The organism is Marinobacter xestospongiae (assembly GCF_023156385.1).
Classification (GTDB): Bacteria; Pseudomonadota; Gammaproteobacteria; order Pseudomonadales; family Oleiphilaceae; genus Marinobacter; species Marinobacter xestospongiae.
Map to the genome: position 1 here is coordinate 62,776 of NZ_JAKZAK010000011.1, position 16,766 is coordinate 79,541.

Annotated in this window: 17 protein-coding genes; 4 read left to right on the plus strand and 13 right to left on the minus strand. The window is 57.1% G+C overall.

What is annotated here, in order from left to right; genetic code table 11:
* Positions 1–56: 56 nt before the first annotated feature.
* The 8 genes from MLD24_RS09695 to MLD24_RS09730 form a co-directional block, all read right to left on the minus strand.
* A complete protein-coding gene (locus MLD24_RS09695; protein ID WP_248166472.1) occupies positions 57–893 on the minus strand; it encodes a sulfurtransferase in 837 nt (278 codons plus the stop codon).
* Positions 875–1,447, minus strand: coding sequence for a GNAT family N-acetyltransferase (locus tag MLD24_RS09700; protein WP_248166473.1), 573 nt, complete (start codon positions 1,445–1,447; stop codon positions 875–877). Before MLD24_RS09700 ends, MLD24_RS09695 begins: the two co-directional genes overlap by 19 nt.
* Positions 1,448–1,458: 11 nt before the next feature.
* Positions 1,459–2,322, minus strand: a complete 864-nt coding sequence (locus MLD24_RS09705; protein ID WP_248166474.1) for a bifunctional transcriptional activator/DNA repair enzyme AdaA — start codon at positions 2,320–2,322, stop codon at positions 1,459–1,461.
* Positions 2,323–2,349: 27 nt separating this feature from the next.
* Positions 2,350–3,327 (minus strand): DMT family transporter, encoded by a 978-nt coding sequence (locus MLD24_RS09710; RefSeq protein ID WP_248166475.1) that lies wholly within the window; start codon positions 3,325–3,327, stop codon positions 2,350–2,352.
* A 134-nt stretch (positions 3,328–3,461) separates the two neighbouring features.
* Positions 3,462–3,686: a hypothetical protein gene (locus MLD24_RS09715; RefSeq protein WP_227171479.1), complete on the minus strand. Its 225-nt coding sequence runs from the start codon at positions 3,684–3,686 to the stop codon at positions 3,462–3,464.
* Between the two features lie 36 nt (positions 3,687–3,722).
* Entirely contained in the window at positions 3,723–4,442 is a 720-nt protein-coding gene (locus MLD24_RS09720; RefSeq protein WP_248166476.1) for a hypothetical protein, read from the minus strand.
* A 63-nt stretch (positions 4,443–4,505) separates the two neighbouring features.
* A complete protein-coding gene (locus MLD24_RS09725) occupies positions 4,506–5,015 on the minus strand; it encodes a M23 family metallopeptidase (RefSeq protein ID WP_248166477.1) in 510 nt (169 codons plus the stop codon).
* Between the two features lie 172 nt (positions 5,016–5,187).
* Positions 5,188–5,892 (minus strand): hypothetical protein, encoded by a 705-nt coding sequence (locus MLD24_RS09730; protein ID WP_248166478.1) that lies wholly within the window; start codon positions 5,890–5,892, stop codon positions 5,188–5,190.
* A 344-nt stretch (positions 5,893–6,236) separates the two neighbouring features.
* Here MLD24_RS09730 and MLD24_RS09735 point away from each other — a divergent pair, with 344 nt between their 5' ends.
* Positions 6,237–9,311: a hypothetical protein gene (locus tag MLD24_RS09735; RefSeq protein ID WP_248166479.1), complete on the plus strand. Its 3,075-nt coding sequence runs from the start codon at positions 6,237–6,239 to the stop codon at positions 9,309–9,311.
* 114 nt (positions 9,312–9,425) lie between these two features.
* Here the strand turns inward: MLD24_RS09735 and MLD24_RS09740 are convergent, their stop codons facing one another.
* Both MLD24_RS09740 and MLD24_RS09745 read right to left on the minus strand, forming a co-directional pair.
* The gene (locus tag MLD24_RS09740; RefSeq protein WP_248166480.1) at positions 9,426–10,256 is read right to left on the minus strand and encodes a helix-turn-helix domain-containing protein; all 831 of its coding nucleotides are present in this window, start codon (positions 10,254–10,256) and stop codon (positions 9,426–9,428) included.
* A 162-nt stretch (positions 10,257–10,418) separates the two neighbouring features.
* Complete coding sequence (locus MLD24_RS09745) at positions 10,419–11,414, minus strand: alpha/beta hydrolase family protein (protein ID WP_248166481.1); 996 nt, start codon at positions 11,412–11,414, stop codon at positions 10,419–10,421.
* A gap of 290 nt (positions 11,415–11,704) precedes the next feature.
* Between MLD24_RS09745 and MLD24_RS09750 the strand changes: the two genes are divergently transcribed.
* A complete protein-coding gene (locus tag MLD24_RS09750) occupies positions 11,705–12,628 on the plus strand; it encodes a DUF2167 domain-containing protein (protein ID WP_227171472.1) in 924 nt (307 codons plus the stop codon).
* 222 nt (positions 12,629–12,850) lie between these two features.
* On the opposite strand, the gene panB is transcribed toward MLD24_RS09750, so the two are convergent.
* From panB to MLD24_RS09765, 3 genes are all read right to left on the minus strand, one after another.
* Positions 12,851–13,636 (minus strand): 3-methyl-2-oxobutanoate hydroxymethyltransferase, encoded by a 786-nt coding sequence (gene panB / locus MLD24_RS09755; protein WP_248166482.1) that lies wholly within the window; start codon positions 13,634–13,636, stop codon positions 12,851–12,853.
* A gap of 73 nt (positions 13,637–13,709) precedes the next feature.
* Positions 13,710–14,102 (minus strand): DoxX-like family protein, encoded by a 393-nt coding sequence (locus MLD24_RS09760; RefSeq protein WP_248166483.1) that lies wholly within the window; start codon positions 14,100–14,102, stop codon positions 13,710–13,712.
* Positions 14,095–14,532, minus strand: coding sequence for a thiol-disulfide oxidoreductase DCC family protein (locus tag MLD24_RS09765; RefSeq protein WP_248166484.1), 438 nt, complete (start codon positions 14,530–14,532; stop codon positions 14,095–14,097). The genes MLD24_RS09760 and MLD24_RS09765 overlap by 8 nt, the downstream gene beginning before the upstream one ends.
* Positions 14,533–14,974: 442 nt before the next feature.
* On the opposite strand from MLD24_RS09765, the gene MLD24_RS09770 reads away from it, so the two are divergent.
* Together MLD24_RS09770 and MLD24_RS09775 are read left to right on the plus strand one after the other, a co-directional pair.
* On the plus strand, positions 14,975–16,108 hold the full coding sequence (locus MLD24_RS09770) for a hypothetical protein (RefSeq protein ID WP_248166485.1): 1,134 nt from the start codon (positions 14,975–14,977) through the stop codon (positions 16,106–16,108).
* Positions 16,105–16,665, plus strand: coding sequence for a hypothetical protein (locus tag MLD24_RS09775; protein ID WP_248166486.1), 561 nt, complete (start codon positions 16,105–16,107; stop codon positions 16,663–16,665). Before MLD24_RS09770 ends, MLD24_RS09775 begins: the two co-directional genes overlap by 4 nt.
* The last annotated feature ends 101 nt before the right edge of the window (positions 16,666–16,766 follow it).

Genomic DNA, 16,766 nt, shown 5'->3' on the forward strand with positions numbered 1-16,766 from the left:
ATATACAGTATTCTGAAAAAGGCGGAATTTCAACCGAAGACCCTAATGAGGTCCGTTCAGGCTATTGGCAATGTTTCATTGCTGCCCCAGTCGGCCCAGGAGCCGTCATACAGCGATAGCGCCTTGAATCCGGCCAACTCGGCCGCCAGCAGGATGATGCAGGCGGTAATGCCGGAACCACAGGAAAACACCAGTTGGCTGTCTGGGGGGAGGCCGAGGTTGGTAAAGCGTGCTGTCAGCTGGTTTGCGGGTTTGAAACGGTAGCCGTCCAGCACCTCGGTAAATGGCAGGTTGAGCGCGTTGGGAATATGGCCGCCTCGCACGCCGGGCCGGGGTTCCGGCGCCTGTGCCAGGAAGCGCGGACGGGATCTTGCGTCGATAACCGCAACCTCCTCGCTCTCCAGATGCTGCAGGACATAGGCGGCATCCCGCACCCGGTTGGCGTCGAGGTTGCCTGTCACGCTATGGCCAGTGGCGGCATCGGCGATCGGGGTATCGACAGTCTCCCGTCCTTCCGCTAGCCATTGCGGCAGGCCTCCGTCCAGCACGAACACGTCCGTCAGCCCCATGGATCGGAATATCCACCAGGCACGGGGAGCCGAGTAGATGCCCTGGTTGTCGTACAGCACCACCAGACTGTCCGGGCCGATGCCCAGTCGCCGGGCTTCTGCGGTGAACTGGGCTTCTGTCGGGAAGGCATGAAGCTGGGACGAGCCGGTGTCGCACAGCGTGCCTTCCAGGTCTATACGACGGCTACCCGGAATGAATAGCGGGTGGTCATAGGTGATCGGTTCCTTGCCGACAACGTTGGTCATGCTGGCATCGATCAGTACCAGTTGTTCGTTGCTCAGGTTGTCCTGCAGCCAGTCGGTGGTTACGAGCGGGGAAGGCATGTCGTTCTCCGGAATGAGTCGATGAGATGGCGTTGAGGGTCGTCAGCCAGCATGGCGTAAACGGCATGGTCCACATAGTGGGAGTACAGCCATTCGCATTGGCGCAGGACGCCCTCCAGAGTGAACCCCAGGCGTTCGGGAATCGCCCGGCTGCGGGTGTTGCCGACGGCACAGCGGATCTCGATCCGGTTCAGGCGACATTCGCCAAACCCCAGTTGTACCAGTTCCGCCACGGCGGCGGTGATGATGCCGCGGCCACCGTGTTGGCGGTCGAGCCAGTAGCCCAGAGAGCCGGTGCGATTCTGTGTATCGAGGGCGTGGAATCCGGCGACACCGCAAAGGCGGCCGTCACTCCGGATCGCAAAGTGCGGGGCACCGTGGGCAGCGGACTCTGCCATGGTGGCATCAATGAAAGCCCGGGTATCCCGGCTGGACCGGATACTGTCCAGCCAGGGCAGCCACTCTCGCAGATGCTCGCGGTTGGCTTCCGTGAGCCGGTAAAGCTCCAGAGTGTGGTCCGGATTGAGTGCTTCCAGTGCGATGCTCGGGGGCATGGTTTGTCCTCTCAGGCGTTTCCTGATGGCCAGCCTACCTGCCAGATCTGCCGCAGGGAAGCTGTGGCGAGAATGTCGGCCGGCAGTTCGCGATGGCTGGTTGTGTCGTCGATGAATGCGCTAATCCGCTGGAGGATGGGAGCCATGAGGGGGCTGTCCACCTGAAGTGTTGCCCGATGGAAGCGACGTCTGGCATGGGTGTGCAGGGGCTCTGGTGCCGCGCCAAACTCTACCGCACAGAGCCCGGTGTCGGTGGCGGCAACCAGCACCCAGCCCAGCCGGCATGGTGCCACTCCGTAGTGCACCGTCAGGCCTGCGGCGCCCTCCCGATAACAGGAGGGCGTCATCGCCAGGTGTTGGCAGGTGGTGTCATAGGCGCGGCTGCTGGAGCTGAAACCGGCATCGTAGATGGCAGCGGTTACCGACGATTCATGGCTGAGACTGGCGCGAAACCGTCGGCTCCGGTGGGTGAGAGCGTACTGTTTTGGGGTGATTCCCACCAGATCCCTGAACCGTCGCTGGAAATGCCAGCGGCTCAGGCCCGCCCTGGCTGCGAGCTGGTCCAGGGATGGCGAGGCTTCGCTGGCTTCAAGTTCTCGGCAGGCGTCGACGATCAGGCTGATCAACTGCCGCCGCGGCGACAGGGTATCGGGGCGACAGCGTTTGCAGGGGCGATAGCCGGCCTGCGTGGCGGCACGGCAGGTGTCGAAGAATTCAACGTTTGCCCGCCTGGGTCGGCGAGAGGCACAGCCAGGGCGGCAGAAGATTCCCGTTGTTCGAACGGCGTAGAGAAAGGCGCTTTCCGCCGCCGGGTCCCGGGTTTCAAGTGCCCGCCAGCGGCTGATGTCGTCGGAAAAGTCAGCCATGCTACTCATCGGTCCAAACTCCTTGCCTGTTTCACATCAGTCGCTTCGATCAGCCTGGTCCCTGAACAGTGAGCGTACCGAGAACCGGCGAAGACGCCAAACGCGTCGCAGAGCTTGCACCGGGCGGCCATCAATCGCCGCCAGCCCGCTCCCGATCAGGGCCATACCGGCCAGGTGCCTGGGCTCAAACTGCTCGCCAAGCACGGTGGTGCCCAGCAGAATGGCGCTGACCGGGATCAGGAACGTCACCAGCAGCAGGTTGGTGGCCCCTGCCGTGGCCAGTACCCGAAAGTAGAGAATATAGGCGAGTGCGGTAGATAGCAGGGCGACACCGATCACGGCCCCCCAGACATGAACATCCGGCGGTGGCAGTCGCCAAGGCTGGTCAGTAGCGGCGGCCAGGGGGATCAGCACTATGGCTGATGCCGTGACCTGACCGGTGGCGGTCACCAGTGGTGAGCAGCCCAGTTGGCGGAAACGTCGGCCGAAGATACCGGCGCAGGCATAGGCAATGGCCGCGATCAGTATCGCGAGCTGTGCCATGGTATCGGTACCGAAGCTGGCCAGGGCACCGACGCCAATCATCACTACGACGCCGGCAAACCCCAGTGCTACTCCCCACAGCCGGGTCTGAGTGATCTTCTCGTCCCGGGTAAGGTAATGGGCGGCAAGGACGGTAAAAAATGGTGTGGTGGCGTTCAGAATGGAGGCCAGCCCACTGGATACATGGGTCTGGCTCCAGGCAATCAAGGTGAACGGCACCATGTTGTTCAGTAGCCCCATGGTGAAGAACGCCAGCCACAGGGAACGCTGTCTCGGCAGCTTCTGTCCCATGGTCAGCACCAGCAGGTTGAGTGCCAGCGCCGCCAGCCCCACCCGAAGCGCCGCGACCGTCAGGGGAGCGAGTGCTGATACGGCCACTTCAACAAAGAAAAACGAGCCACCCCAGAGGATGGACAGAATAACCACCAGGGCCCACTCCAGCGCGCCCATTGATACGTTGCGTTCCGTCATGTGCATTCTCCTGTCTTGCTGGAATGCACAAACGATAAGTTGCCCCGCGCCCGGGGACACTCCGTTTCTTGCGGTGTAATTCGAGCGGGACACTAGTACGGAGTTACTGGGTGAGCGCTCAACAATGGGGGGCGCTACTCGACCTGTTCCATGCGTTTCTTCGCCGCGTCATCCATAAACTGATTGATGTCGTTCTCGAAGGTTTTCAGCTCTTCGGGGTTCGTTGGAACCCGCGGGGCCTCTGGAGCAGCCGGGTTATTACCGACCACGTTTTCGGGGGGAGAGGGTTCGTTGTCAAGCTGTTGGAGGAACAGAAGGCCGACAATCAGCACGGCTGCCAGCAATACGATCAGTTTCATCGATGGGTTACCTGTATGGTGTGCTTTTGATGTTTATTACGGCGTATTGGGTTTATTGAAGATTCTGTGAACTTCCGAGGCGAGCATCTGCTTGGCATTGGCGGAGAGCAGTTTGCCATGTGCCGATACGAGTGCTTCGAACTCCAGCTCCAGCAGTCGCTCGAAGTCCGTTTTCAGAGAGCCGCCAGCGGGTGTTGCTCGCTTCAACCATGGTGGTCCGATGTTGAGACCAAGCCGGAATCCCAGCAGCCTGAATGCATACTTTGAGAGTAGCGAAAAGTAGCTCCAGTCTGCATGGTACTGAACGCTGTCGGTAGTGATCAGTAATTGATGGTCCCTAAGCAGAAGAGCGGCTTCCGGATACCGGGCTGATTCGAAGATAAAGAATTCCGAGTTGGGAAAGGGCGGGGCAAGGTTGGCTGAGATTACGGTATCTGGCTGGGGGTGGCGGTAAGTTGCCTGACCATTTTGTGCCCAGAACTCACATTGGTACCGATCCAGATAGAAGGCGTCATCCAGCCCGTGAAAGTCTCCCAGTCTGATGACCCGCTTGACGGTGCCAAGCTTCTCCAGCGCAGAGAGACCGTCATCGTCCATTCGAACCGGGTTGACCAGGGTGAGTGCCTGAGCGTCGCACAGGATGATCATGTTTCGGTTGATTCGAAGCCCCGGCTTCATCCTGATACTGCCGTGGAGGAGAAAGACACTGGGATAAAGCTTGGCTATCCGGTCATGGGGATAGGCTGGTGGGAACATGGCATCCTCCTGAGTATCGTCAATAGCCTGGTCATGCGGTTCACTGGGGTATTCAGAGTATCCTCAGTCTGTCAGATACTCGATCGGGTTGAGGTAAAATGCCTTTTTGTACCCTTGGGTAGACCCATCGACCAACCATGGACGGGGTAGCAGGCTTACAATCGAGTAATGAAGGTGAGCCTGTTTGCCCAGGGCATTTCCGCTGTTTCCAACCGTTCCCAGAGATTCGCCCCGGACAGCGAACAAACCATTCTGGTTCACGCTGTCCAAATGGGCAAAGTAGTGTAAGCGCCATTTTGGGCCAAGTCCCAGGACCACCTTTCCTCCTTTCGGGAGTTCTCCCCGGTAGAGCAGAACCAGATCGGTAGCAGCAATCACGGGCGTGCCTCTGGTCGCGAAAATGTCTATGCCCTTGTGCACTCCCGAGCTGCCCCAGGGTTCAAACCAGAAGGTATTGGCGTTCCAGTCCGAGCGGGTCGCACCTGCAACCGGAATGGTGCGCCGATCGGGTACGAGGAAGCCGCAAACGAGAACGAAGAGGGTGATGAGGGCTATGATTTTGAGGGCTTTCATCGAGGCTATTTACAATACTGACGTAGTCGGTCGTGGCAACTTTCTGTGGAAAAAAACATCTGATAGGCACTCCTGCTCAGGTTATAGCGATAGAGATGGACTATGACTTTTCCGTCTCCGCGCCCATTTGTATCGATGGAGACAACAAAGGTATGTCCGCCATCAAACGCGGTTACAGCGTCTCAACCTGAGCCAGAAACTCCGTCAGACGATCTGCCGTTTCTGCCAGGGATTGGCCAATGGCGGCTAGTTCCGCTTTGCGGATGGTCTCGCTGAAGTTGTTGTCCTGGCTGTCTTTCTTTGCGGAAAATTGGTTGCTGGATACCACCGAGAACGGCACGGTGCCGGAGCGTGTGTCGAGCAGAACGGCTTCTACCGTGCAGTGGGCCCTGGTTTCGTCGGGGTTGATCAGGCGGTACTTCTCGAACGTTCGGCACTGGGTCCGGTAGGCCAGCAACAGGTCTGCCTGATAGCGGGCGGCGGCTTCCCGCAGGAACGGCAGCGTACGTTGCTCGGGTACCAGCAGGCTGGGGAGAAAGGAGGCGTCGTAGACCCGATCGGATGCCTGCAGACGTCCGATAAAGTTGGTGGCAATGTCTTCGTTAAGCTGGGTGAAGTCATCGGAGTAATAGCGCCAGTAGCTGTTGCTGGACAGCTTCAGTACGGCAACCCTGTTCTGGGCGGGGAGGGCAAGCCGGTAATCCAGGATGCGCTTGATGGTGTCGTCTGCCAGGGAGTTTTTGGCAGGTTCAAAGAGTGATTCGCCGGCTGACTCCGGTTGCCCCGGGGAGTAGTAATCCATTGGCCGGGGTGAGGTGGCGACGCTTGTACAGCCACTGAGAAATAGCGCAAGAACAAGGGCGGACGTCCTTAACATTGCCATGCTTTCCTTATGCAAATAGCCAACTTGATCGTTTGTGGAATCTGGGGCCGGCTGGTTTCTTATGAACCCGGCTGCCAAGACTGCTGATTCTGCAACAAAGGATCGTCTCACACCAATCATGAAGTCGGGATGGTTGGTCTACGAACAGAGCCCAATTGCTCCTCATGATGGCCAGCTTCGTCGCTTGTTGGCTCGGGCTGTCCCGAACACACTGACCGCTGTTGCAACATGGGGTTGTCCTGCGTTTCAGGTGCGTCGGCGTCAATGCGTCTGCCTGGGCGTGGCAACGGCAGTATGGATAGCAAGTCAGACAGAGAGAATGGCGCTCTATGGATTATGTGAAGAGAGGAGAAGATACCGCCCGGCGCTTGATCGGGCCGGGTGGTCTTGCCGGCACCAAGACGGTCGGTCGGGCAGGGCGGGTTGTGAGTTTCCTGGTGCTGACGGCCGTACCCGCAGCCGCGCTGGCGGCGCCTACGGCGTTGCCGCTGGCGACCATCGATGATCTGACCGGCGCCTATCAGGGGGCCTTCAAGGTGGAATACCGCGACGATGTGTCCAAGACGGCCTGGGCCAATGGCCGGCTGGCCTACAACCCGGACGCCAACTCGGTGTTTATCGACTCGCACCTTTATGACGATGCGGTTGCCGAATTCCAGGTGCCGGAGGTGCTGGGGATGGCATCGGACCCGACACAGCTGCCCAAGGCGACCATGAAACAGGGCTTTACCCGGGTGCTTGACGCGGCGACATCGGGTAACCCCCAGGGCATCGATGAGCTGGGTGGCATGGCTTACATAAATGGCGAGCTGGTCATCCAGGGCTACCGATGGAACGACGTCAACGGTGGCAATAGCCACACCACAGTGGTGGTGCGCAATCCTGATTCCCTGGCCACTTCGGTGGTGGATGGCTATTTTGAGCTGGAAGGGGGCGGCACCACGCTGAACTATGTGTCACCAGTACCGGAGCTTTGGCAGGGTGAGCTGGGCGCCACCCATCTGGCTGGCAGTGGCGGCGGCATCCGGGGCATTCAGCGCACCAGCGTTGGCCCCAGCCTGTACACCTTTAACCCTGCCGGCATGAGCGGTGACTCCGGCCCGGTCGGTGCCCAGCCGTGGCTGGGCTACACCGTGGATACCGCGCTATCCAGCACCCTTTACTCCCATGAGGACAGCTGGGGCAGCTGGGATGCCTACAACCACACCGGTATGGACTCTGACTTTGCGCAATCCAACACGCTTTGGACCCACATCAGCGCCGCCTGGTTTGGCTTCATTGTGCCGGGCACGCGCACCTTTGCGGTTATCGGCCACTCGGGCATGCACGAATCGGGCGGCGGATACGGCATCACCCAGTGGGATGGCAACAAATGCCACGGCACCTGCCCCTACGACCCGAACGATGAATACCCCTATGTCTGGCTCTATGACCTGAAAGACATTCTTGCCGCCAGTGCGGTCCATGAGCCCATCCCCTACGACTATGGCAGGTTCGATAACCGTTTTCCGCAGGGGATGCCCACAGCCGGCGCCTTCGACCCGGCCTCCGGCAAGCTGTTTCTGCTCAACCGGGCGGCCACCAAAGCGGGGGACGGTGGCAGCCCGGTGATTGCTGCCTACCAGTTCCAGCCCGCCGATGATCCGGGTGATGGTCCGGCCCCTGGTGCTGATACCCCACCATCGCTCGCGTTTACCGATCTGACCAGCGGCCCCGGCACCGGCCTGGGTGACGGTCGTGGCGATGGTGCCATTGTAACGGTCTGGGGGAATGACCTGGGCGACGACGGTGGTCGACTGGTGTTTGAGGACAGCACCGGTGCGCAGCACGAGCCTTATGTCTACTACTGGAAGAATGCCGACGGCACCCTGCCTTCGGGACCTGCCAATCTGTTCGCTTCCCACGGCATGCAGGAAATCGCGTTCTCCATTCCCGCAGGCGCCAGCCAGGGTGCAGGCAAGATCTATGTCGAACAGGATGGCCACACCTCCAACGCCCTGCCATTCACCGTCAGATCCGGCAACATCTACCATGTCAAAGCCGATGGCAGCGACTCAGGCGACGGCTCCTGGGCCAGTCCGTGGCGCACCGTAACCCACGCCGATGATACAGCGCCGGCTGGTTCAACCATTTACGTGCATGACGTGGACACCGGTGACTCGTCGTCGGCGAACGGTATTTTCTGGAGCAACAGCGCGGCCAGCAGCACGCTGGATGCCCAGTTTGCCATTACCGCCTACCCGGGGTTCCAGCCTTCCGTCACCGCTCAGCGAGCCATTGAAGCCTACACCGCCGATGCCCTGGTGGTGTCGAAAATGGATCTGTATGCCTCCAACTACACCGCAGTGGACAGCAATGGCCAACCAACGGGGCCGGTGATCCACTTCAAAGGCACCTATGGCATTCGTTCAAGCAAGAACGGGCGTGCCGTGGCCAACCGGATCGGCGACATTCCGGGCGGCTGCGCCAGCAAAACCCAGGGCGCGATCATGGGCAATGCCAAGTGGGGCACGGACCGGGTGTCCAACTTCAAGGTGCTGGGCAACGAGATCTACGACTACGGCTGTAACGGCTCCAACAAGCTGCACCACACCACCTACATGTCCGTCCGCAGCGATGGCGCGGATCTGCAGGTTGCGCCCTGGGAGTTCGGCTACAACTACCTGCATGGCAACAAGGCCAAGTTCGGCATCCACCAGTTCGACCAGAATGATGGCTGTGGTGACACCACAGGCCCCATCCGCATCTACAACAATGTGATTGTCGATCAGGCCGGGGCGGGAATCAGCGTTGGTTCCCAGTGTGACTGGTCGATGGATGTGGAGATCGACAATAACGTACTGATCAACGTGGGGCTGGCGGCTGACTGGGACGGTGTCGACCCAGACACCTCCAATGGTCCTGAGAACGGTGGCATAGCCATTCGTGATTCCGGCCTGTTGGGCACCATGCACATCCGCAACAACCTGGTGTATGGCTACTCCGCTGATGGCCAGGCCCGGGGCGGCCGTGGCTGCCTCAACCTCAATGGCAGCGAAGACAACGTTGCCATCGAGTGGCGCAATAACGTCTGCTACACCGAGCAGGATCAGCCCTTCGTGGGTGCCGGCTACCGGGGTGACAGCAAGTACGACAACGTCACTGGCAGCCACAATATCTGGCACTACACCGGCAGCAACCCAAGTGAGGCGGTGGTGCCGGCCTGGGACCATGACCACTCAACGGCCAACCCACTGCTCAGTGTTACCGGTGCCCGGGTAAGCGTGCGGCAGGGGGCTCCGGTGATTGACCGGGGTCTGGCACCTGCGTTGATGACGGATATCTACGGCCGCGCCCGGGATGCAGCGGCTGATATCGGACCGATTGAATACCACGGTGGATCATCGAAGAACCTGTCTGACCGCGAACGATGATGTGAAGCCTGAGTGCTTCATATCGTCGGATTGTCTTCGGGCAAAGCCTGGCCGCCGGCGGGTGTGACGGGCTTGCCCGGTCAGACAGTTTTCCCGGCTAGATAGCTCTTTCGGTTAGATAGCCCTTCCGGTTAGATAGTTGCGACCGGACATGGTCCAGAGCGTGTCTAACAGTAGCTTCACGCTTTCCAGCTGGTTCACCGACAGCTTGTTCAACAGCGGCAGCAGGATGGCAAAATTGTCGTTCTGCTGCTGCCGGTACTGGAACACCGGGGTATTGCGGGTCAGCGTCATCGGGCTGATGCCGCTGGCGGACCAGAATCGCATAATCAGCAGAATGCTGAAGTGGATACTGGTGCCGAATGCTTCGTAGCGCTTGTAGGCTGCGGTGGAAATGCCGAGGTGGTGGGCCATGGTGTCCTGGGAAAGGCTGTGCTCCTGACGGAACCGCCGCAGGTGTTTCGAAATTGCCTGATAGTAGCGATCATCAATACAGCTCCGACACTCTTCGATCCCCGGATTGCGATAGTGCGCCAGGGGCCCGGTTGACGCTGATCCCGCCAAGCCTTCCAGGGCCGCCTGAAGGGATCTGAGCGCATACCCGGGTGCCTTGTTCAGGAAGTACAGCACGGCGACCCAGGATGGGTGCCAGGGCACATCCACCCAGTTGTGGTGTCCGGTGCCGGTGAACAGCCAGTGAGTTGGAATGCCGGTCTCGACTGACCAGAGAATGGCGGTGTGCAGCCGGGGCAGATCCCGGCCTTCCTCATAGCGGCGGTACTGGCTGCGGGACACCCCGATCAGGCAGGCGAGTTCGGACTGACTGATCCCGAGCTGAGTGCGAACGACTCGAAGATTCTGGCCAATCTGGTCGCACACCCCCTGTTCCATGACTTCGTAGTCTTCAATTGAGGGCGCGCGTTTGGTTGAGTCGAGGGCAGGCATACCGGAAAGCTAGACAGGGGTGTTTTATGTGAGTTTTTCAACTTGTTGTCTAGCTTATCGGATCGGGACTCCTGTGCGCCATGATGACGTTCGTGAGCTGGATCACAAAGACTTGGAAAACCAACCAACGGCGTATCGAAAACAGGCGCTGCCCGGTGTGGCCTACAGGGTGTCAAACTCCTCGATGAGTTGTTGCAGCTGGGTATGGAACCGCTCCCGATCAATGTCGGATCGTTCCTGGCAGACAAACGCCGCACCCTCTTCAGCAAGGATGGCCTCGGCTTCGGGCTTGCAGATCTGCATGAAGCTGAAATGGTAGGCGCCTGCTATTTCCCGGTAGCGGATGTGGTCAGCGGCCGGCTCCAGATACGGTTTCAACTGCAAGGCGGGAGGAATACGTTCATCAAGTTCCGCGCCAATGATCAGCGTTCTGGCGGATAGCGCACGCAGGCTGTCTGGCTGGACCGCTGGGACATACCCGGGTGCCAGGGCGATTGCGTGAGTGACCCTGGTGTCACGGTAGTCCTCAGAAATCTTTGAACGATCCCCGTCTGTCAGCCCGGCCAGGGCATTGGCAAAATACTGGCAGGACACATCCTGGTGACCTTCGCAGTATTGGTGGTACCCGGCGATATCAAACCTGGCACCGGCAAGTGCCAATGCGCTGTAGCCACCCAACGAGTAACCAATGACGGTGATGTTCTTCGGGTCTGCGTAAGGGCCATACGGGCCTGACAGGAGGTTGTCGATCAGGAACGAGACATCCAGCGGTTGATCCCACATTCTGATGACGCTGTCAGGTGTGGCCTGGCCACTGGTGTAGTTGGGGTGATTGGCTGATACCACCAGGGCGCCACGCTCTGCCAGCTGGCTGGCCAACCAGGAGAGGTTCCTCCAGTTTCCCGAGGTGCCATGGACCAGGATGTAAACCGGCAACTGATGGCCAGTTACGACGGCATTCTCAATCGCAGTGAATCCATAGAAGGCAGCATTCTGCGCAAACTGTTTCTCGGGCGAGACCGCACTGGTTGGGTACATCACCGTTGTTTCCAGCGTTCTTGCTCTGGTCGTGTCTTCGTAGGAGTCGACCGCAAAGCCGATATCTCCCAGGCAGGCCTGGCTGAACAGCAATAACGCTGACAGAACGGTCTTTTTCACGGCATCTTGACCTTGATCAGTGATTGGAAAAGGTAGGAAAACGGCATCTGAATTGCTTGGCGACCATCATAGTTCGTCTTGTGTGATGGCGTAACTATCCTGGAGCCGGATTCGCTGGTTACTAAGTAATATACAGGCCCCCATTCCAGCACACAGTTGATCTTGCTTCAGGATTTTATTGAAACAGGGCTGATATACTCCGGACTGATTTTCGAATCAACGCAATGCCCCTTTCTCCACACATCGGGTTTGCTCCATCAGGGAAGAGCACCAAATCATAGGGAATCATTATGAAAGCCATCGTATTGTTTTCGTCCGCGTTACTCATGACTTGCAGCCAGTGGGTGCTGGCCAATGAGCCTTCCGAGGCGGAAGTTGCGGCAGAGGCGAAAAAACTGGACCAGCAGCAGGAATACCAGCAGTGGGCTCAGCATTTCGTCAACAGCCTGGATTACCAGCAGGGTAAGATCAGCCTGCCGAATGGTGTGGCCACACTGAATGTGCCAAACAGCTTCTATTACCTGTCTCCTGAAGACAGCGAACGGGTGTTGGTGGAGGCATGGGGCAACCCGCCGGGCGAAGAAACCCTGGGCATGCTGTTTCCGGCAGGCTATACCCCGCTGGATGATGAGTCCTGGGGCGTAACCATCCAGTACGAGGCCGAGGGGTATGTGTCCGACGACGATGCCGCCGACATTGACTACGCCGAGTTGCTCGAACAGATGCAGGAGGACACCCGCTCATCGAACCCGGCCCGTATTGAAGCCGGCTACCAGCCTGTCGAATTGCTGGGCTGGGCGGCGACACCCCATTACAACCAGCAGTCCCACAAGCTGTACTGGGCCCAGGAGCTCCAGTTCGGTGATACCCAGGTCAATACCCTGAACTACAACATCCGGGCGCTTGGGCGCCAGGGCGTGCTGGTGCTCAACTTCATCGCGGGCATGCATCAACTGCCCGAGATTGAGAGCAACCTGGATACGGTGCTGGGCATGGCCGAGTTTGATGAAGGGCACCGCTACAGCGATTTCGATCCGGAAGTGGACACCGTCGCGGCCTATGGTCTGGGTGCACTGGTGGCTGGCAAAGTGGTAGCGAAAACCGGCTTCTTCGCAGCCGCTCTGCTGTTTCTGAAGAAGTTTGGTGTAATTATCGTTGCGGGCGTTGTTGGGCTGCTTAGTAAGTTGTTCAAGCGGAAGAATACAGGGCAGTAAGCCCGGAAGGGTACAGCTTCGCTGAGCGCCGGTATGTCTTAACCTGTACTGCCATCCTACGTTGAGATGCTTGTGCGCCAGTAACGACCGACTATTGGAATAGCCTAGCGTAAATTCATCCTACCTTGATTGGGATGAGAATGAGGTCGTGCTCTCCAATCTCGATAGACGTTGCATCAATGGGACACGAAGGCGCACTTCCGCGTCCCATTGATTCAGCGGTTAACGACCGTTTGTGCCGGTGAACTGAATGATGTTGTTTGGGAACTTCATCGATTCCACTTCCTCGGAGAACTCCGACGCGACCTGCAGTACGGTCTTGCTGGCATAGGCATACTGTTTGGAGAACGGCGGCCAGTAGTCGCCCAGCCCAAGGGCATCGTTGATCACCAGAACCTGCCCGTCACAGTCCGGACCCGCCCCGATGCCAATGGTTGGTATGGCCAGCGCGTGAGTGATTTCACGGGCCAGAGGGTAGGGGATATGCTCCAGCACAACCATGAAAGCGCCTGCCGCTTCAATGGACCTGGCTTCGTCCATGACTCTCTTGGCGTCTTCCTCTGTGCGGCCAACCTGCTTGAAGTTCTCGGCCGTTTGCGGGAGTAGTCCGGTATGCCCGACAACGGGAATGTTGTGCTCGACAAGGTGACGGATGACCTGAGTGTTCGCACCCTCCAGCTTCACGCTATCGGCGCCGGCATTGACCAGGCGTTGTGCGTTCTCGAGGGCCGTTTCAGGGTCTCTGTCTGTTCTATAGGGCAAGTCGCCGATGATGTGGGTACTCTTCGCGCCCCGGCGCACTGCTCCGATGTGATACTCCATGTGCTCAATGGTGACATCCCGGGTACTGTCAAAACCCATCTCGACCATCCCGACCGTATCCCCGACAAGAATGATCGGTACCCCAGCCTGCTCGACACTGCGGGCAACCGGGCAGGTGTATGCCGTGAGCATGGGAATCGGCTTGGTGCCTTTGCGCGCTACAAAATCCTTCGGACTCATCTTCATGGCGATTCTCCTTCGATAGAGGCCAGTGAGTTGGACAACTGGTCAGGCCTTCATGTTTGAGTTAATAAGCCTGCTAGCTTTCCTCCTGATCTGAACGTTGCAGGTTCAGGCCAACGATAGCAAGCGCGATCAACGCGACATTGGTGGTGACTGGGTTGAAAGCGCCACCCAATAGCTCGGGCCGGAATGCGGCGACAAACACCAGTAGCCCAAGCATTGCCACCACCGTGAGAATCAGTGGCCAGCGCTGGCGCCAGAAAAGCAGGACGGCAAAGGCCATCCCAATCTCCGCGACACCGGCAAGGGTTGCGAGGGTTTCGGCCGCCGTTTGCGACAGTCCGGCGGCGAGGCTCATCGCCAGCTCATCCTCATGCAGGTAGAGCAATTTGGGCACCAGACCGTGGTAGAGCCAAACAAAGGCGACGGAGAGCCGGCAAATAGCATAGTTCAGGGGGACACTAGTCATTCAGGAACCTGGAATCATGATCTTTGTTCGGAACAACACAGGTCTCGTAACGACCAAACAACCGGTAGCGATTCAATGCAATACGATCGTAAAGCCAATCCCGGATGGGGCCGGGGATAGCCCAACCAATGCACATCAACGGCCAGGGCCAGGGCAGTCTTCGCACAACTCTGAGAAAAGCAGAGGATCTGGTGTAGATCGTCGCACCCTCAACAAGCAACATGGTGTTGTAGTGATCCGTTGGTAGGCCATACCACTGCAGAATGGCTTTGCCTGCCGATGATTGAACCGTCGCCAGCTTGAATCGACGCTTCCTGTCGAACCTGATGAGAAAACGGGCCCAGGCAGAGCACAGCTTGCAGACACCGTCGAACAGAACGACTCTATCGCTGGATGCCAAGCCGGGCGGGTAAAGTGATTCCTGGTTCATGGGCAGGTTACGCTCCCTGTTTTCCTGATGTTCGGCAATAACCGCAGCACTTTGGGATAATGAGATGGAAGAAGGGCGCTGTAGGAACCCTCGTTCGGGTTACAGACCAAAAAAGAGTTGTGACGGGATACCGACAACTGACCCAGGGACAACGGTACCAGATTTGCGCCCTGCGTGCGGCGAGAGATAACAGACGGCAGATCGTTGGCCAGATGAAGAAGTTTGAGCCTAACGGCTATATAGAATCTTATATTTATTTTTAATCTCTTAAATAAAATTATTCAGGCTGGTGTTTTATTGATAAATCGGATTTTGAGTGTATGGGATATATTTCCTCCGATATCAAGAGAGCAGTAGCCTTTTTTATGTTTGCCAGTGAAATAGTGTAACATTGATCCGGGCCAGTGCCGGCTTCTTAATTTATCTACAAAGGAATGTGGTTGTGTCTTACATTATTGATCGTCTTGTTCAACGTTTAATCGTGGAGCGCTTCTGGACTATTGTTACGGATGTTGACGAGGTGTCTCAGCTGCCCAATGAAGAGGCATTGCTGGATCAACTTGAGGCCGAATCGGATGAGCAGGCCCAGGATGAGCTTCTTATTCAGTATCTAGAGTCGTTGACGCGCCATGCCAATTCAGCGCCGTTGATTGGTGGTCCGTTACCGGAGTTCGACGATGTCGCAGAAGTGGACGGAAGTCCAGTCAGTGTTGTTTCGACCGCGCCCGCATTACGAACATTGAAGTCTTACTGCTCCCGCATTGCTATCAAGGTTAGCGGTATGGCGATCAAGGTCGCGTTGTTCATTGATGGTCCGATCTCAAAAGAGCTAACCCGTGAGAAGCTGATCGCCACCGGAAAGGCCTTCAGAGAAGATTTTGAGCAGGCGTTGGAGGCCGAGGAACAAGACATAGCAGAGGCATCTGCTTCCAAGTCAAAGCCCAAAGCCAAGAAAAAGAAATTACTGCCTGTTGCGATTGTTTTTGAACTCATTCAGGTTGGAAGCCATATTGACACCCCGAAAACCAGGGCGGCCCTCCGGGCGCTAAGATGCCGGGTTAGTCGAAGGGACCGGGTTTTTATCAGCGGAGCGATACTGGACAGCACCACTAAACAGGTATGGACCACACGAGGCATCTTCGGCTATCTGCGGCGACGAAACCTTCGTTACGAGTTAGAGAACTGTGATCAGAAGCCCTCGGAAATCCGTGAGGCCATAAAATCCAGCACTATTAACTGGAACACCGTATTATTATCCATCGTCATTGCAGTATTTTCCACTGGTTTGAATCATTTCTCCCAGTTAACTGGAGATTTAAGCCCTCTCATCCTGTATCTGGGCGATGTGCTTATTCCAATGGTTGTCATTCTGTTCGCCGTATCCTTCGAGCGTCTTCAGATTCATTCCGCTCGCCAGACAAAGTATTTCCTGATTGGTTACTTTGGAATCTACATCGGAACGATTTCCTGGATGGTCTGGCCGCTCTCAGTAGGGCTGGGAATCTATATGCTGAAAGTTACATTTTTTGTTTCCTTTGTGAGCATGTTGGCCAGTACGATGATGGAGTTGGAGTGAGTATTGGTCGCTGCTCCCTGAGGGTTTTCCAGCCAGCTCTGGGTACGTCGCTCAATTACTGCATGGTACGCTTAAGGATGACGCTGGCTATGACTAAGATATGTTTCTTTTTATTGGTATGCATGGCTGCGTTTTCCAGCAGATCTTATGGGGATGAATGTTTTGTTTATACGCTACCTCCAGAAATAACGTCAGAATATGAAGGCGTTCTTAAAAGCGGTTTGGATGAAAAGTCTGGCGTGTACTATGCGCAATATCTGAATGGTTCACTGTTGTTGCTTGAGTACGGTGTCTGCAGTCTTTCTATTAATGCCTATTACCTAACCGACAATTTGTTGTCGAAGGAAGAGTTGGTCACCTGGCTTTCGATGATCATTCCCTCAAGAGCGTCATTCGAGATGGTTTCCAGACAGTTGAAATCAATGCCCTCTTTAGAAAGAGGCGCTGAGGTGATCCTGAATGGTTATGGTGATGAGCATATGCTGACGATCGGCAATTCAAAAGTTGCTGTAGCTACCTATGAGATCCGCTATAAATGGATTCCTATGGAGCATTAGGTGTATGGGCGAATGCTGTTTAATCCTGATGTCAGACAATAACCGCAGCACTTTGAGATAACGAGGTAGGGGAAGGAGGGTCGCTGCCGGTACCCTCATTC

Bases quoted from the DNA above. Each gene is read 5' to 3' on its own strand.
- MLD24_RS09705 (WP_248166474.1), bottom strand. From the start codon at position 2,322: ATGAGTAGCATGGCTGACTTTTCCGACGACATCAGCCGCTGGCGGGCA.
- MLD24_RS09750 (WP_227171472.1), top strand. From the start codon at position 11,705: ATGAAAGCCATCGTATTGTTTTCGTCCGCGTTACTCATGACTTGCAGC.
- MLD24_RS09765 (WP_248166484.1), bottom strand. From the start codon at position 14,532: ATGAACCAGGAATCACTTTACCCGCCCGGCTTGGCATCCAGCGATAGA.
- MLD24_RS09715 (WP_227171479.1), bottom strand. From the start codon at position 3,686: ATGAAACTGATCGTATTGCTGGCAGCCGTGCTGATTGTCGGCCTTCTG.
- MLD24_RS09700 (WP_248166473.1), bottom strand. From the start codon at position 1,447: ATGCCCCCGAGCATCGCACTGGAAGCACTCAATCCGGACCACACTCTG.
- MLD24_RS09710 (WP_248166475.1), bottom strand. From the start codon at position 3,327: ATGACGGAACGCAACGTATCAATGGGCGCGCTGGAGTGGGCCCTGGTG.
- MLD24_RS09740 (WP_248166480.1), bottom strand. From the start codon at position 10,256: ATGCCTGCCCTCGACTCAACCAAACGCGCGCCCTCAATTGAAGACTAC.
- MLD24_RS09720 (WP_248166476.1), bottom strand. From the start codon at position 4,442: ATGTTCCCACCAGCCTATCCCCATGACCGGATAGCCAAGCTTTATCCC.
- MLD24_RS09725 (WP_248166477.1), bottom strand. From the start codon at position 5,015: ATGAAAGCCCTCAAAATCATAGCCCTCATCACCCTCTTCGTTCTCGTT.
- panB (WP_248166482.1), bottom strand. From the start codon at position 13,636: ATGAAGATGAGTCCGAAGGATTTTGTAGCGCGCAAAGGCACCAAGCCG.
- MLD24_RS09760 (WP_248166483.1), bottom strand. From the start codon at position 14,102: ATGACTAGTGTCCCCCTGAACTATGCTATTTGCCGGCTCTCCGTCGCC.
- MLD24_RS09730 (WP_248166478.1), bottom strand. From the start codon at position 5,892: ATGTTAAGGACGTCCGCCCTTGTTCTTGCGCTATTTCTCAGTGGCTGT.
- MLD24_RS09695 (WP_248166472.1), bottom strand. From the start codon at position 893: ATGCCTTCCCCGCTCGTAACCACCGACTGGCTGCAGGACAACCTGAGC.